This is a genomic window from Streptomyces sp. MNU89 (genome assembly GCF_020982505.1).
Classification (GTDB): Bacteria; Actinomycetota; Actinomycetes; order Streptomycetales; family Streptomycetaceae; genus Streptomyces; species Streptomyces xinghaiensis.
The window spans coordinates 1,541,378-1,556,569 of the sequence record NZ_JAJKLL010000001.1 but is presented as its reverse complement, the minus strand read 5'-3'; the positions used below and the strand labels follow the sequence as shown (position 1 = coordinate 1,556,569).

The window sequence follows — 15,192 nt, the reverse complement described above, 5'->3', positions numbered from 1 at the left end:
CACCCGACTTGATAGGCAAGTCATCACTTGCCTATGGTGGGCGTCATGGCCGAGGATGTCTTCAAGGCGCTGGCCGACCCCACCCGCCGGCGCATCCTCGATGAGCTGGTGGAACGGGACGGCCAGACCCTGTTCGAGATATGCACGCGGCTCGTGACCAAGCACGGACTGGGGCTGTCCCGCCAGGCGATCAGCCAGCACCTGGCCGTACTCGAAGCGGCGGGCCTGGTCCGTTCGCGGCGCCAGGGCCGCTACAAGTTCCACGACGTGAACACCGAACCCCTTGAGCGCATCGTGACCCGGTGGCTCAGGCCCGACGAACCGGAGAGCGCCCCATGAGGATCCACCTGTCCAGCGTCTTCGTCGACGACCAGGAAAAGGCCCTGCGCTTCTACACCGACGTGCTGGGCTTCGTGAAGAAGCACGACGTCCCGATGGGCGAGGACCGGTGGCTGACCGTGGTCTCACCGGAGGAACCCGACGGGACCGAACTGCTCCTGGAGCCCTCCGGCCACCCCGCGGTGGAGCCGTACAAGACGGCGCTGGTCCAGGACGGCATCCCGGCCGCCTCCTTCGCCGTGGACGACGTGCAGGCGGAGTTCAGCCGGCTGCGCGAACGCGGGGTGCGCTTCACCCAGGAGCCGCTGGAGATGGGCCCGATCACCACCGCCGTTCTGGACGACACCTGCGGCAACCTCATCCAGATCGCGCACAGCAAGTAACGACTCGGTGCACGACAGGCGATGCCGCCGACCACCAGTCGTAAGTCGGCACAACGGAGGGGGCGGCACCGGAATCCTCCGGTGCCGCCCCCTCCGGCTGTCTTTCCACGTGCTCAGGAGCCCGACATGGTGTCCCCGAACATGGGGTCGTCCCCGGAGCGGGCGATGCCCACGGTCGGCCCGCTGAAGCTCACCGCGCCGGAGGTCGTGATGCCGCCCGAGGCGCCGCGCAGCATCCACACGGCTCCGTCGTCGCTGTTCTCGCCGGCCGCGCCGACGGACAGGTCGGCGCGGCCGTCCCCGGTGAGGTCGGCGAGGTGGACGACGCCGCCGAAGCCGTCGGACGACTCATTGGCGCCCGGCACCCCCGAGGTCCCCTGGTTGAAGGACTTGGCGCCGGTCGCGGTCAGGCCGGAGGGGCCGCCGCGCAGCACCCAGGCGTTACCGGTGTGGGAGGCGGAGCCGATGGTCTCGAAGTCGGCACCGATCGCCAGGTCCGGGAAGTCGTCGCCGTCGACGTCGCCCGCGGCGAGCGCGCCACCGAACGAGTCCTGGGACTCGTCCGCCCCCGGCACACCCTCGGTGGCCTGGCTGAACACGGTGCCGCGGGAGGCGTCGACGCCCGCCGCGCCGCCCGGGAACACCGTGACGTAACCACCGTCCGCCGTCGCGTCCAGGACTCCGACGAAGTCGTTGCCGACGACCAGGTCGTCGTGCCCGTCGAGGTCGAAGTCGGCCACGGTGAGCGCGCCCGCGTACCCCGTGCCCACCTCGGTCTGCAGCGTGGGCCCGGTCGAGGCGCCCCGGTAGACGAAGTTGCCGGCGGAGGACGCCACCACCACGTCGTCCGCCCCGTCGTCGTCGAAGTCCCCGGCGGCCAGCTGGACGGCGCCCATGGGGTACGCGCCGGACTCGATCTGCGCGTCGAAGCGCAGCTTCCCCGCCGCGCCGCCCGACTTGGTGAAACCGCCCTTGAAGATCCACACGTCCTTGCCGGTGGAGCCGACCGCCAGGTCCGTCCTGCCGTCGCCGGTGAAGTCGCCGACCGCGAGGGACTGGCCGAACCGGTCGTGGCCCGACGCGTTCGGATCGCTGATCGTCGTGCCGCCGGACAGACCGGACGAGCCGCCCCACAGGATCGTCACCGTGCCACGGTCGATGTCCCCGGGGACGTCCTCCAGGGGGATGCCCACGACGAGATCGCCGTAGCCGTCGTCGTTGAGGTCGCCGTGCGCCAGCTCGGTGCCGAACCGGTCGTCCACCTCGGAGGCGCCCGGCACACCGGAGGAGCTCTGCGACGTGATCTTCTTGCGGGACGCGCTGATCCCGCTCGACGAGCCGTAGTTGACGACGATGGCACCCGCCTTCGCCTTGCCGTTCGCGACGGCACCCGGCGCGGCGCTCGCCAGATCGCGGTAGCCGTCACCGTTGAAGTCGTCGGCGAGACCGGAGGGCGCGGCACTGGCGGTGCCGGGCAGGGTGATCAGCAGGCCGCCGGCCAGGGCTGCCGCGACGGCGGCGGCGCCCAGGACGACGGGACGCCGGGAGCGCTTGTGGTGGGACTGGGGCATGGGTTCCTTTCCACGAGATACCTGTGGACTCAGAGACGACCTCTGGTGAGCCTGAGGGGTTGTACGGGACAGATGGGGTTCTGGTGCCAACGACCGCGCACCACGCTCAACCCGATGGGCGACGGACCGGTCCCGGCGTCTCCGGCAGAACCTCCGGCAGGCCGGTGGACGGAGCCCCGGCCAGGGTCGACGGCAGCCGGCCGGAGGCGGTGACGATCGGCAGGGCCTCGGCGGGGTCGGCCGCGCCGGTGCGGGCTGCGGAGTCCGCCGGGTCCGTGGGGTCTTCGGCGCCCGAGCGGACCGGAGGCGACCCAGCCCGCACCGGCGACCCGGCGGTGGCCACCGCGGTCGCTGCCGCCGCCGGTGCCACCGGTGCCGCCGGTCCTGCCGGCGCCGCGGACGCCAGTGGCCCCGCCGGCGCCACTCCCGCCGTCGGCAGTGGCGTGGGACGGATCCACAACCCCGCCCCCACGAGCAGAACCCCGGCCACCAGCAGCCAGGGCAGCGGCCCCGTCGGCAGGACACCCGCGAGGAGCCCGGCCAAGGCGGCGGCCAGTTGCAGAGCGAGGGACTTCACGGACAGCGCGGTGGCCCGGCCCGCGCTGTCCACCCGGTGGTGCAGCAGATCGTTCTCGTTCGGACCCGCGGAGCCGAGCCCGAAGTAGACGAGGGCGTATCCGACGGCAGCGAGCGCCAGGGCGGTCGTTCCGGTCCACAGCAGGGTCGCTCCGAGCAGCGTCAGACCCGTGGCGCTCAGGGCGAGGCTCACCAGGACCGCGCGTTCACCGCTCCCCGTCAACCGGGCGACCGACGGCGCGCAGTGACTGCCGAGGGCCGTGCAGAGAAAGCCCGCACAGGCGAGCGCTGCGAAGAGCAGCGCTCCCGACTCGGCGGCACCGGTCAGCGCGGCGGCGCGTCCGGGAGCCAGCAGCTCGATGGCGGCCAGGGCCGTTCCGGCCGCCGCGGCCGTGAGGAGAACGCGGCGCACCAGACCGTCCCGGGCCCCCAGGCGCAGCCCGCCCAGGACGGTCGCCGGAACCCCGTGCAGTACGCCGCGCAGTGTGGCCGGAAGCCGCGGTGGCTCCCGCAGAGCGGTCAGCACATACGTCACGAAGACCAGCCCCACCGCCGCACCGAGAAGCGCCGGCACGGAGAGCGGCAGCAGTGCTCCGCCCGTTGCGGCGTCCAGCCCGCTGCCCAGCCCGGAAGCCGGGCCTTGCAGCAGCCAGGGCAGTCCACCGCCGATGAGGGTGCCCAGGGCCAGCGCGGTGGCGCACGCCGTGTTGCCGCGGGCGAGTCCGGTCCGCAACTCCGCGCCGGGGCCGGAATGGGCCTGCACGGTGTCGACGTACCAGGCCTCCGCGGGGCCGCTGGACAGGGCCCGTCCGGAACCCATCAGCACCATGGCGAGGGTGAGCGCCCAGACGGTCGTACCCAGGGCCAGCAGGGTGAGGGCGGTCAGGTTGAACACGCCGGCTGCGGCGAGGACGGTGCGGCGGCCGATGACATCGGACAGACCACCGGTCGGCAGTTCCAGAGCGGCCACGGTGAGGGAGTACACGGCGAAGAGCCCGGCGATCGCCGCGAGGCCCATCCCGCGCTCACCGAGCAGCAGGACTTGAGAGGGGAGGCAGAGGCCGACCGGCAGCCAGAACAAGAAGTTGACGGCGGTGAAGCGGCGGCGTGCGCTGCGGGGAGTGACAGCACCGGTCATGACATCCCGGCGCCCGGGCCGGTGTTCGGCGGTGTCCCCGGCGTGTCCGGCGGTGAGTCGGGCGGTGAGTCCGGCTGTGAGTCCGGCGGTGAGTCGGGCCCGGTGTTCTCGGTCCAGGTGATCGACTCGGGACGATCCGCGGCGGCCCCGGTGGTGTGGGTGGCGACGGGGCGGCTGGTGACGGGGCGGTTGGCGAGCGGGCGGTTGGCTGGGTCGCGGGTGGCGAGGGGAAGCCCGGCGCTGAACACCACGACTGGCTCGGCGCGCGGATCGGACGCGTCCCGGTCGGCGAGTTCTTCGGCGTTCCGCGCGAACCGCTCCATGAGTTCGCCGAGAGACTCGGGCGTCAGGCGCAGGAGGAGATCGGAGATCCCGGACGGCTCCAGCCACTCCGGGCCCAGCCGCGCGGCTGCCAGATCCTCCTCGTGCTGGACGAGGGAGCGCTCCAAATGCTCGATCTGCGCCCTGCGCGTGACATCGAGGAACGCCCGATGCTCGGGGGAGGCGCTGACCGCGGCGTTGTTCCAGGACGTGACGGCGTGCACAGCCCGCCAGCGACGCTCCCGGCCGTCACGGTGCTCGGCCTCGGCCACGAACCCGTACTTGGCCAGAACTCGCAGGTGGTAGCTGGTGGAGGCGGACGACTCCTGTGTCCTGCCGGACAGTTCGGTGGCGGTGGCGGGCCCGTCCTGGCGCAGCATCCCGAGCAACCGGATGCGCAGGGGGTGGGTGAGGGCTTTCAGGGCTGCCGAGTCCTTCTCCGGGTCGAGTACGCGCCGGCTTTCTCCATGGGCCATGAGGCGAGGCTAGCGTCGGCGAGGGAGTCTGCAAAGTTATTTCTGCAGAATTAATTTGGGGAAGTTCGTAGGGGAGATCTCGTCCCGTGCTGCGGTGGCCGGTGGCCGGTGGCCGGTGGCCGGTGGCCGGTTGCGGAGGGCGGGGGCGGGGTGGGCGGCAGGTGGCCAGGTAGCGGCTGCGCCGAGAAGGCCGTCGGTTGTTGTGCCCGGCTGGGGTTACGGCGCCGGGTGGGCGGCGCGTTGGTGGTGGCGGGTGCGTTGCGGGCGGCGGGTGTCGTTTTGGTGGGGGTTACGGCATCCGTGCTGGGGTGGGCCGGTGGTCGGTCGTCTATCCGGTGCCGTGCGCGCCCGGGGTCGTCTTGAAAAGCGATGGCGTGGCTGGTGCCGGTGGGTGGTTGAGGGGCACACGCGCGCCTGGGCTTCTCGGCTTTCCCGTTCGTCGTGGCGGGCTGTCGGTGGTGGCGGTGGTGTCCGGCTGTCGTGGCTGCTGCGGGGGTGTCGGCTGCCGCTGGGGTCGGGGTCTGGGCGGTGGCTCTTCCGGGTGGGCGAGCTGTGGCCGGGGGCGGTCGCTCACGGTGATGACACTCGGCTGAGGAGGCGCCGCCCGGGCGCGCGTGCCCTGTCCCTCGGCTCTGCCGCTGCCGTGGCGGGCCCTCGGTCGTGGTGGCGGTCGTGGGTGGCCTTGTTGGTGTTTGGTGTGGGCCATGGGTGGAGTTCCCGGTTCCGCTTTCGATCACTCGTTCGGGTGGTTCCATGCCCTGGACCTGGATTCATCACCGTCCGTGACGGAAAATAGAGGTACGAACTCGCTCCGTGAGGGCGGGAGTTCACGCGTGTGATCCGGACGGGGGGACATGATGCAGGCCACGTTGCTCGACCACGACGACACGGCCACGACCGAAACCACTGGCCCGCCGGAACAGCCGGTGACGGCGGATGAGTGGGCCGCGCATCTGGCGTCGGCCACCCCGGGTCCGCAGACGGCGGCGATGCTTGCTCTGCTGGAGCGCGGGCAGCTCTCCACCACTGGGCGGATCGATGCTTTGAAGGCCTGGGAGCGGCATGTGGCGTGGATCCAGGCCCAGCAGGTTGGTCTGCTGGCCGATATCGAGGCCGATGCGCTGGATGCGACGCCGAATGAGGTCGGGTGGGTGGACTATGACTGGAACTTCGCCTGTGAGGATGTGGCCTGTGCGTTGAAGCTGTCGGGGAACACGGCCGCGGACCGTCTGGCGGTCGCCACCGCCTTGGAGGGGCGCTTCCCCACGACGGTGGGGCTGTTGGAGCGGGGGGAGATCTGCTATCTGCAGGCGAAGGCGGTGGCGGAGGTCACCGGCACCCTCGACCCCGAGGCCGCAGGTGTGGTGGAGGCGATGGTCGCGCCCAAGATGCCCGCCCAGTCCGTCGGCCAGACCCGGCGCGCGCTGAACCGCGCCGTCCTGAAGGCCGACCCGCTGGGTGCGGAGCGGCGGCATCGCCGGCGGCGGGAGGACCGGACGATCTGGCACCGGGCCGCCGAGGACGGTATGGCCACCTGGACCGCGTTCCTCCCCACCCCGCAGGCCGCCCAACTGGACGCGGCCGTCGACGCGCATGCTGCCACGTTCACCGACGACGGGCGCACCCTGAACCAGAAGCGGGTGGACGCCCTGTACGACCTGGTCGTCAACCGCCCCACCGGAGACCCGACCCCGGGTGGCCGGTCGGCGGCGGTCGTGCAGGTGACGGTGTCGATGGACACGTTGATCGGGGTGGATGAGGAGCCCGGACAGCTCAAGGGCTACGGCCCGGTCAGCGCCACCGCGGCGCGGGAGGTGGCTTTCGCTCCGGGCACGATCTGGCGGCGTCTGATCACCCACCCGAAGACCGGCCTGCTGATCAAGACCGACCCCACCACCTACCACCCCACCGCCGAGACCGAACGCCACGTCATCGCGCGGGACATGACGTGCACCTTCCCCTCCTGCCAGATGCCCGCCCACCGCTGCGACCTGGACCACATCCAGCCCTTCGACCACGAGAATCCGACGGCGGGCGGGGCGACGGAGCCGGACAATTTGATGCCGCTGTGCCGACGCCACCACCTGTTGAAACACCGCACCGAATGGCAGGTGCAGCGCGACCCTGACACCGGCGAGGTCCGCTGGACGGCACCGACGGGCCACACCTACACCAACCCACCCCACACCACCTAGCCCCAGCCCCGCAGCGGGCCGCAGCCACCGGCATCAGCCCCTTCGCCACCGTGAGGGGCCCACACCCCTGCCCTAAACCCGAACCCACCCCGGGTAGCCATCGGGTGGGCAACACCTGACAGGGGCCACGCGCACACCTCGGCGTCCATGCGCACCGGCGACGGCAGGCACCTCGGCGTCCACGGGCACGAGTTGCTCCCAGCCCCCACCGACCGGCAACCGGCTACCGGCTACCGGCAAAGGAGAGAACCGAGCCCGCCACACCACCACCCGCCACGACCGTCACCACCGACAGCCCGCCACGACGGCGGGTGAGCCGAAGAACCCAGGCACGCGTGTGCCCCCTCAACCACCCACTGGCACCAGCCACGCCATCGCCTTTCAAGACGACCCCGGGCGCGCACGGCGCCGGATAGACGACCGACCACCGGCCCACCCCAGCACGGATGCCGTAACCCCCACCAGAACAACATCCGCCGGCCCGCAACGTACCCGCCACCACCAACGCGCCGCCCACCCGGCGCCGTAACCCCAGCCGGGACACCACCGGACAGTCCGCGAAACGCACCCGCCACCACCAACGCGCCGCCCACCCGGCGCCGTAACCCCAGCCGGGACATCACCGGACAGTCCGCGAAACGCATCCGCCACCATCACCGCGCCGCCCACCCGATGCTGTCACCCCGGCCGCCACCTCGACTCCGACCCGCATCCAAACGACGACGGCTGTCGGCGTGTAACTTCCCGTGGCATCACTGCCGTCTACCTGATGCCCACGTTCCACCGGGAGGGCGCCGGAGCCCGCGACGCATCCGCGACCACACCATCCACCACCCTCCACCACCCTCCTTCCACCCACCGCATCCCGCCCCAACCCAGCCCACCCCGGCTGCCCATCGCTGAACTGTGGATTCCGCGTAGCCTGCGTGCAGTTGCACGGTCCCACCACGACCGGCTCCGCCATGGACTGCCCCATCAGGACCTGCCCGATCAGATCCCGGCTCCGGCTCCTCAAGATCCCTGTCAGCAGCCATCGCCTCCCTGGGACCTCACCCTCGCCATCGGTGGAATCACCCTCGGCCTGACGGCCGGTGCTGCGTCGGCCTCGGCCGGTGAGCCGGAGCGGCCCGGCCCGAGAGCCGTGGAAGCGGCTTCCTCGGCGGGGCGGGCCGCGTCACCCGCCTTCGAGATAGAGATCGATCCAGAACTCGACGCCCGTTTCGGGCCCCGCCCCGTCAACGCGGTGCAGGCGGCCGGGATCGTCACCGACCTGATGCCCGGGGCGCGGGTGGTCAAGGTCGAGCTGGACGAGGAGGACGACCGGGCCGTCTGGGGCGTGGAAGCCGTCATCGGCTCCGGCGAGGCCGAGGTCGATGTCGACGCCTTCACCGGCGACGTCCTGGACGGCGTGGAGGGTGCGGAGGAGGACGACGACTGATTCCGGCCGGTGATCCGCCCGGTGACGGCCTGCCGGGCTCCCGCCCGGCAGGCCGAGGGAAGCAACGGTACGGACAGGAGGTGAGGCCGGAGGAAGCCGCTTGATCCCGTCACGGCAGGCAGGACCCCCGCCCGCAGCGATCCGCCGGGGGTGCCTGCCTGTTCGTGCGGCCCGTTGCGCGGCTGTACGGCCTGCGCTCTCGGGCGGTTGCGGCCGCGGTCGGGTGATCGTGCGTGGCCGGGTCAGCGGTCCCGGACCGTGATGCCGAGAGCCTGGGCGAGCATCGGCGCGATGGCGAAGAGCTGTGCGTTGTCGATGAGGGCCCCGCGCAGTGAGTCGTAGCCGGCGGTGATGCCGAGACGGACGGCTCCGCGCAGATCGGTCCTCTCCAGCCGGGCCTTCTCGAACCGGACCCCGTCCAGGTCCGAGCCGGGGAACGCCACATCGGTCAGGGCCGCGCCGCCGAAGTCCACATCGCGCAGCAGGCAGTCCCGGAAGGAGACGTCCCGCAGTGTGGTGGCGCGGAAGTTCACCGAGTCGAACTTGCACTGGTGGAAGGTGACGCGGCGCAGCTCGGCGCCGAACATCTCCAGTCCGGCGAGCGAACCGGAGACGACCTCGGCGTCCAGCCAGTCCGTCTCGGCGAGGTCCGTCCCCACCAGGCGCGAGGTGTGCAGCCAAACGTCGTTGAAGCGTGCGCGCCGGAGACGGCCGCCGGTGAAGGACACCGAGGAGAACGCGCACTCGGCGAACCGCGCGCTGCCACTGTCCGCGTCCTCGAAAGTGTCGCCGTCGAAGTGCAGGGTGTCGTGGACGGCCTCCGGTGTCAGCCGCCCGCCGAACCGCTCCAGATACTCCGCGTACGGCAGATCACCGAGATCACGGGGCGGCGGCAGGGCGTGCGGCATGGGGCCTCGCAGGGGTGGGCGGAGCTGGGCACCGGTCGCGTCCGACTCTAGGCGTGACCGCTGACAGGGGAGAGGCACCGGAGACACGGACGGCAGGGCGGTCCTGCCCGTCGGGGGGAGCGGACAGGCAGGACCGGGGCCCGGGTGCCGGCGGGACGAGGGGCCCGGCTGCCGGCAGGGCCGGTGAGAGGGTGGTGTACCCGGGAGGAAAAGCCGGGTCGGTGACGGCGGTGGCCGTGGCTGCGGCGGTTCAGCCCAGCAGCTCATAGGCCGGCACGGTGAGGAAGTCCTCGAACCGCTCGTCGAGCGAGACCCGGAGCAGCAGGTCGTGGGCGCGCTGCCACTCACCCGCCGTGAACGACTCCTCACCCAGTTCCTCGCGGATCGCGGCCAGTTCGTCGGCAGCGATGCGGCGGACCAGTTCGCCCGTGGCCTTTTCGCCGTTCTCGAATTCCACTCCGGCATCGACCCACTGCCAGATCTGGGAGCGGGAGATCTCGGCGGTGGCGGCGTCCTCCATGAGGTTGAAGATGGCGACGGCGCCGGTGCCGCGCAGCCAGGACTCGATGTACCGCAGGCCGACCCGGACGGCGTTGAGCAGACCGTCGTAGGTGGGCTCGGCCTCCAGGGTGTCGACGGCGAGCAGATCGGCCGCCGAGACGCGGACGTCCTCGCGGAGCCGGTCCTTCTGGTGGGGGCGGTCGCCAAGCACGGCGCCGAAGGACTCCCGGGCCACGGGCACCAGGTCGGGGTGGGCCACCCAGGAGCCGTCGAACCCGTCGTTCGCCTCCCGGTCCTTGTCCGCCTTCACCTTTTCAAAGGCGGCCCGGTTGATCTCCGCGTCCCGGCGGGAGGGGATGAAGGCCGCCATGCCGCCGATGGCGTGCGCGCCGCGCTTGTGGCAGGTGTGGACCAGCAGTTCGGTGTACGCGCGCATGAACGGGGCGGTCATGGTGATGGCATTGCGGTCCGGGAGGACGAAACGGGCCCCGCCGTCACGGAAGTTCTTGACGATGGAGAAGAGGTAGTCCCAGCGGCCCGCGTTGAGCCCGGAGGCGTGGTCGCGCAGCTCGTAGAGGATCTCCTCCATCTCGTAGGCGGCGGTGATCGTCTCGATGAGGACGGTGGCGCGGACGGTGCCCTGCGGGATGCCGAGCCGGTCCTGGGCGAAGACGAAGACGTCGTTCCAGAGGCGGGCCTCCAGATGCGACTCCAGTTTCGGAAGGTAGAAGTACGGCCCTGTGCCGGGGCCGACGAGGCGCCGGGCGTTGTGGAAGAAGTACAGGCCGAAGTCGACGAGGGCGCCGGGGAGGGCGCGGCCGTCCTCGCCCCGGAGGTGGCGCTCGTCCAGGTGCCAGCCGCGGGGGCGGGTGACGACGGTGGCCAGCTCCTCGGCGGGGCGCAGCGTGTACGTCTTGCCGCGGGGGTCGGTGAAGTCGATGCGGCGTTCGTACGCGTCGATCAGGTTCAGCTGGCCGAGGACGACGTTCTCCCAGGTGGGGGCGGTGGCGTCCTCGAAATCGGCGAGCCAGACCCTGGCGCCGGAGTTGAGGGCGTTGATCGTCATCTTGCGGTCGGTGGGGCCGGTGATCTCGACTCGGCGGTCGTTGAGCGCTTCGGGAGCCGGGGCGACCTGCCAGTCGCCCTCGCGGATGTCCGCGGTCGCGGGCAGGAAGTCCAGGGTGCCGGTGCGGGCGATCTCCTCGCGGCGCTCCGTGCGGAGGGCGAGGAGTTCGTCGCGGCGCCGGGTGAACCGGTGGTGGAGTTCGCCCAGGAAGGCGAGTGCTTCCGGGGTCAGGATCTCCTCCTGCCGTTCCAGCGGCGCGGCGTTGACGACGGTCGGCGCGGACGGCACCGGTGCGGCGGACATGGCGGTCACTCCTTCGAGGGCGGATGTTCGGGGAGGATCGGGAGGAGAAGTCGGGACGGGACGGAGCGGGGAGGCGCCGCCGTGCTCTCGGCCGGGAGGGCGGGGTGGTTCACGGATCGTGCGGTGGTACGGGGGTGGGGCTGCTGGGTGGCCGCCAGCCCTTTGTAAATGGAGAGTAGTTTCCTCATTGTGGAAGTTCAACGCCGGGTGGAGGCGGCGGCATGGCAGCGGGGCGCGGTGGGCTGCGAGGAGGGGTGCGCCCGCCGGATGTCGGCTCGCTCTTCCCCGTCGGCGTTCCCTCGGCGTCGGCGTCCTCACGGCGCCGGTGTTCCCTCGGCCGCGCCCGTCCCGCGGCTTCCGGCGCGTCACCTGCCGCCGTTCAGCCGGTGCAGGTCCTCGGGGGTGTCGATGTCGGCGGGTGACGCGATGCCGGAACAGTCCACCAGCTCCAGTGTGTCGTGGTGCTCCGCCAGATAGGCCCGGGCGCCCTGGTCGCCCACTGCCCGGTCGGCGATGGCGGCCCAGTGGGCGGCGCCGAACAGCACCGGGTGCCCGCGACGGCCGTCGTACGCGGCCGCGGCCAGGCTCGTACGGGAACGGAAGGCGGCCCGCACCCGTGCCACGGCGTCCGCGCCCACGCCGGGCTGGTCGACGAGGGCGACGACCACCGCCGTCACCTCGTACGGAGCGGTGCTGGTCGCGCCGTGGCCCGGGGAGCGGTGCCGAAGGGCGGATGGAGCGGCGGCCGGGGAGGGCCGCGGCGGGGGTGTGCGCGGCGAGAGGGAGATGAGGCCCGCGCGCAGTGAGGAGCCCATGCCCTCCGCCCAGTGCGGGTTGCCGACCAGTACGCAGCCGGGGAGTTCCGCCCGCTCCCGGACCTCCTCCTCCGCCGCGCCCAGCACCACGTGCACCGGCGCGCACCCGCCGTCACGGAGCGCGCGGGCCGCGTGTTCGACGAGTGGCCGCCCCCGGTGCGGCAGGAGCGCCTTGGGCCGTCCGCCGAGCCGCCGGCCACCGCCGGCCGCCAGCAGCAGACCGGCGATCGCGGGCGCGGGGATGTCCGTCCGGGTGCCGGCGGCGTCCGGCCCCGGGTCTGTCGCTGATGACTCCGCCATGTCCCTTGCATACCGCACCGGTTGCCGTGCCGCTCTCCGCCCACCGTTCAGAAGGCGAACGCGCGTGGCCCTCTGCGGCCCCGGACTCGGGTCGATCACGGGAGCGGTTGTCCGGTACGGACGGAATCGTACGGCTGAATTTCGCCCTCTGTGTAGCGCCCGGAGCGGAGAGTGGCGTTAACTGTCCGCAGCCCGGTGCGACTTACCCGTGCGCCCGGGGCCGGTGAGGCCCGTGGCGCTGTGTCCAAGAGCGAGGGGAAGCGCGTTGCGAAGTGATCGGACGGACTGCGGTACGCGGACGGCCGTCGTCGCGCAAGCGGGGACCCTGCCCGGTGGCCAGAGCCGGCCGGCGGGCAGGAGCGGCGGCCCGGACCCGCGAGTGGAGGAGCTGTGCACCGCGGTGTCGCGGCTCCGCCGCGAGTTGGCCGCCCACCCGGCCGACCTGCGGGACCGGACCATAGCCGAGGACGAACTCGCCGCCCTCTACGCGACGGTGAGCGCGGGAGTGCCCGAAGTCCCGCGGATGCGGCGCTCCTTGCTCCTGGTCGCGGGAGCCGTGGGCTCGGTGAGCGCGCTCGCGCCGGCGCTCGCGCGGGTGCGCCACGGGATCGAACTGTTCGACAGCAGACCGGAGCAGCGGACGGGCGAGCGGGCCGTGTAGGCCCGGAGTGCCGGGAGCGTCCGGAGCGCCGGACGGTGGAAGAGGGGAGAGGGAAGAGGGGAGGAGCACGGCGGGGACGGGGCGCCTACGAGGGCGTCCCGTCCCCGGTGAGCGTCTCCGACAGTTCGGCCGCGACCTCCCGCAGCAGCGGCACGATCCTCCCGGTGGCCTCTTCCGTGAGCCGTCCGGCCGGTCCGGAGACCGAGATGGCCGCGGCGGTCGGTGAGTCCGGCACGGAGACGGCGAGGCAGCGGACCCCGATCTCCTGCTCGTTGTCGTCCATGGCGTAGCCCGAGGCCCGAACCTCCTCCAGAGCGGTGAGGAAGTCGTCCGGCCTGGTGATGGTCTTCTCGGTGGCGGCCGGCATGCCCGTACGGGACAGCAGCGCCCGCACCTCATCGGCCGGCAGGTGCGCCAGCAGGGCCTTGCCGACCCCGGTGGAGTGCGGCAGCACCCGGCGGCCGACTTCCGTGAACATCCGCATCGAGTGGCGGGAGGGCACCTGGGCGACGTAGACGACCTCGTCGCCGTCGAGCAGCGCCATGTTCGCCGTCTCCCCGGTCTCCTCCACGAGCCGGGCGAGATGCGGCCGGGCCCAGGTGCCGAGCAGGCGGGCCGAGCTCTCGCCGAGGCGGATGAGCCGGGGGCCGAGGGCGTAGCGGCGGTTCGGCTGCTGGCGGACGTAGCCGCAGGCCACCAGGGTCCGCATCAGCCGGTGGATGGTCGGGAGGGGAAGGCCGCTGCTGCCGGACAGTTCGCTGAGCCCGACGGCGCCGCCTGCGTCCGCCATCCGTTCGAGCAGGTCAAAGGCCCGTTCGAGGGACTGCACGCCACTGGAGCCGTTGGCCGGCCTGGTGGCTGCGGTGGTCCTGTCGCTGGACGGCGGCACATCGCATCCTTTCGGGGCGGGTGGGGCCGGTCGGCCGTGCGGGTACGGGCGGGGCGGCGGACCGGTGTCATGCAGCCTACCGGGCCGCTTCGCAGGTCCTTTCCGCAAGCGGGCGGCGGGTGGCGGCGGCTGACGGGCTGCGGGTCGGTGGGCCGGCAGCAGCCGTCGGACGCGGACGTGTCGTGATCTTCGTGCGGGTCCTGTGAATGCCGTGCGAACATCCGCCATGTGTGGTTGAGGAGGGTCTCTACGCGCGTCAGGCTGGGACTCGCGGATCCCCCCATGGTGCCCCCCACGTGGTGGCGGCCGCCCTCCCCAGGGGCGGCCGCCGCACCGCGGTCCGGACGCACGCGGGCGAGACACGTCCGCCGTCATGTCCCCGCCCGATGCCGGGACTCCGCCCCCACCGGGTCGTTGTCCGACGCCGGTCTCCGCCCCACACCGGGTCCTCGTCCGACGCCGGCTCGTCGAGGCTCGCCGCGTGTGCTCAGATCATGCCGCCGACGCGGTCTCGCAGATTCCGGAACTGACGGGTCTGCATGATCAGATGCGCGGGCTCGTTGTACAGCACGTCCATGATCCGCATGAGCGCTCGCGGGCGGCCACGGCCCCGCGTGCGGACGACCACGCGGGTCCGGCCACCGGGCGCCGGGCGGAGATGGAACCCCCAGACGGCATCGATGTACGCGCGGGGCGGCGGTTCGTACCGGGCGTCGAAGGGGCGTCCGGACGGCAGTTCCAACTGGGCGCGCAGGACCAGCGTGCTCTCCGGCGCCAGCACGGCCACCGTGAACCACGCGTGGCCGCTGGGCACGGAGTCCAGGCGCTGCCCCACCACCAGATGCTGCCACTCCGGGACGATGCGTTCGGCGCTCGGCCGTCCGCCGTTGTCCAGCCGGTCCCAGCTGTACCAGCCGCCGCGGTTGCAGCCCATCTGCGCCAGCCAGGGCCAGACCTCGGCGGGCGGTGCCGGGAGCGTCGTGGCCATGGTCGACGAGGCATGGGCGCCGGGGACGAGGCCGTCGCCCGGGTAGGTGCGGGCGGCTTCCTCCGGGGTCGCGCCCCAGGTCAGCAGCCGCGGCCGTACGACGGCGCCGTAGACGGCTCCCGCCGCGGCGGGAACGGCGCGGGCGAGGAGGCGACGGCTCCCGGGCCGGTGTCCGTTCATGTCCTCAGCGTCGCAGCTCCGGTCCGGTGCCACCACCGGGGTCGCCCCCTTGCCCCGGGCAGGGCGGAGTGGGGTGGGGAGCCTTCCCCAGGCGCTCCGGCGGTGCTGTCCTGATGCTGTCCTGATCGCGACGGTGAGGGTGTG

The 15,192-nt window shown here is 72.3% G+C and carries 12 protein-coding genes and 1 pseudogene; 5 read left to right on the top strand and 8 right to left on the bottom strand.

Annotation, left to right across the window (positions count from 1 at the left end; genetic code table 11):
• The first annotated feature begins 45 nt into the window (after positions 1-45).
• Positions 46-339 (top strand): helix-turn-helix transcriptional regulator, encoded by a 294-nt coding sequence (locus E4N63_RS06655; protein ID WP_039823405.1) that lies wholly within the window; start codon positions 46-48, stop codon positions 337-339.
• Entirely contained in the window at positions 336-722 is a 387-nt protein-coding gene (locus E4N63_RS06650) for a VOC family protein (protein ID WP_125626142.1), read from the top strand. Before E4N63_RS06655 ends, E4N63_RS06650 begins: the two co-directional genes overlap by 4 nt.
• A gap of 113 nt (positions 723-835) precedes the next feature.
• On the opposite strand, the gene E4N63_RS06645 is transcribed toward E4N63_RS06650, so the two are convergent.
• The 3 genes and pseudogenes from E4N63_RS06645 to E4N63_RS06635 form a co-directional block, all read right to left on the bottom strand.
• The gene (locus E4N63_RS06645; protein ID WP_230240198.1) at positions 836-2,293 is read right to left on the bottom strand and encodes an FG-GAP and VCBS repeat-containing protein; all 1,458 of its coding nucleotides are present in this window, start codon (positions 2,291-2,293) and stop codon (positions 836-838) included.
• Between the two features lie 388 nt (positions 2,294-2,681).
• Positions 2,682-4,007: pseudogene (locus tag E4N63_RS06640) on the bottom strand (MFS transporter); the annotation flags it as partial.
• Positions 4,004-4,804 carry a helix-turn-helix domain-containing protein gene (locus E4N63_RS06635; protein ID WP_230240196.1) on the bottom strand — a complete coding sequence of 267 codons (801 nt, stop codon included), beginning with the start codon at positions 4,802-4,804 and terminating at the stop codon, positions 4,004-4,006. The pseudogene E4N63_RS06640 and the gene E4N63_RS06635, both read right to left, overlap by 4 nt.
• A gap of 854 nt (positions 4,805-5,658) precedes the next feature.
• Here E4N63_RS06635 and E4N63_RS06630 point away from each other — a divergent pair.
• Positions 5,659-6,999 carry an HNH endonuclease signature motif containing protein gene (locus tag E4N63_RS06630; RefSeq protein ID WP_230240195.1) on the top strand — a complete coding sequence of 447 codons (1,341 nt, stop codon included), beginning with the start codon at positions 5,659-5,661 and terminating at the stop codon, positions 6,997-6,999.
• A 1,141-nt stretch (positions 7,000-8,140) separates the two neighbouring features.
• Positions 8,141-8,437 carry a PepSY domain-containing protein gene (locus E4N63_RS31000; RefSeq protein ID WP_185831406.1) on the top strand — a complete coding sequence of 99 codons (297 nt, stop codon included), beginning with the start codon at positions 8,141-8,143 and terminating at the stop codon, positions 8,435-8,437.
• A 242-nt stretch (positions 8,438-8,679) separates the two neighbouring features.
• Here the strand turns inward: E4N63_RS31000 and E4N63_RS06620 are convergent, their stop codons facing one another.
• The 3 genes from E4N63_RS06620 to E4N63_RS06610 form a co-directional block, all read right to left on the bottom strand.
• A complete protein-coding gene (locus tag E4N63_RS06620) occupies positions 8,680-9,345 on the bottom strand; it encodes a pentapeptide repeat-containing protein (protein ID WP_230240194.1) in 666 nt (221 codons plus the stop codon).
• A gap of 250 nt (positions 9,346-9,595) precedes the next feature.
• Positions 9,596-11,215 carry a malate synthase A gene (aceB, locus tag E4N63_RS06615; protein WP_230240193.1) on the bottom strand — a complete coding sequence of 540 codons (1,620 nt, stop codon included), beginning with the start codon at positions 11,213-11,215 and terminating at the stop codon, positions 9,596-9,598.
• A gap of 365 nt (positions 11,216-11,580) precedes the next feature.
• Positions 11,581-12,330 (bottom strand): NTP transferase domain-containing protein, encoded by a 750-nt coding sequence (locus tag E4N63_RS06610; protein WP_230240192.1) that lies wholly within the window; start codon positions 12,328-12,330, stop codon positions 11,581-11,583.
• Between the two features lie 379 nt (positions 12,331-12,709).
• Here E4N63_RS06610 and E4N63_RS06605 point away from each other — a divergent pair, with 379 nt between their 5' ends.
• Entirely contained in the window at positions 12,710-12,991 is a 282-nt protein-coding gene (locus E4N63_RS06605; RefSeq protein ID WP_308188657.1) for a DUF5955 family protein, read from the top strand.
• An 85-nt stretch (positions 12,992-13,076) separates the two neighbouring features.
• Here E4N63_RS06605 and E4N63_RS06600 read toward each other — a convergent pair whose 3' ends face one another.
• Positions 13,077-13,880 (bottom strand): IclR family transcriptional regulator, encoded by an 804-nt coding sequence (locus tag E4N63_RS06600; RefSeq protein ID WP_125626595.1) that lies wholly within the window; start codon positions 13,878-13,880, stop codon positions 13,077-13,079.
• A 487-nt stretch (positions 13,881-14,367) separates the two neighbouring features.
• A complete protein-coding gene (locus E4N63_RS06595; RefSeq protein ID WP_230240191.1) occupies positions 14,368-15,048 on the bottom strand; it encodes a hypothetical protein in 681 nt (226 codons plus the stop codon).
• Positions 15,049-15,192: the final 144 nt, after the last annotated feature.

Excerpts from the sequence above, each read along its gene's own strand:
- E4N63_RS06635 (WP_230240196.1), bottom strand. The coding sequence starts at position 4,804 with ATGGCCCATGGAGAAAGCCGGCGCGTACTCGACCCGGAGAAGGACTCG.
- E4N63_RS06620 (WP_230240194.1), bottom strand. The coding sequence starts at position 9,345 with ATGCCGCACGCCCTGCCGCCGCCCCGTGATCTCGGTGATCTGCCGTAC.
- aceB (WP_230240193.1), bottom strand. The coding sequence starts at position 11,215 with ATGTCCGCCGCACCGGTGCCGTCCGCGCCGACCGTCGTCAACGCCGCG.
- E4N63_RS06610 (WP_230240192.1), bottom strand. The coding sequence starts at position 12,330 with ATGGCGGAGTCATCAGCGACAGACCCGGGGCCGGACGCCGCCGGCACC.
- E4N63_RS06645 (WP_230240198.1), bottom strand. The coding sequence starts at position 2,293 with ATGCCCCAGTCCCACCACAAGCGCTCCCGGCGTCCCGTCGTCCTGGGC.
- E4N63_RS06650 (WP_125626142.1), top strand. The coding sequence starts at position 336 with ATGAGGATCCACCTGTCCAGCGTCTTCGTCGACGACCAGGAAAAGGCC.
- E4N63_RS06655 (WP_039823405.1), top strand. The coding sequence starts at position 46 with ATGGCCGAGGATGTCTTCAAGGCGCTGGCCGACCCCACCCGCCGGCGC.
- E4N63_RS06630 (WP_230240195.1), top strand. The coding sequence starts at position 5,659 with ATGATGCAGGCCACGTTGCTCGACCACGACGACACGGCCACGACCGAA.
- E4N63_RS06595 (WP_230240191.1), bottom strand. The coding sequence starts at position 15,048 with ATGAACGGACACCGGCCCGGGAGCCGTCGCCTCCTCGCCCGCGCCGTT.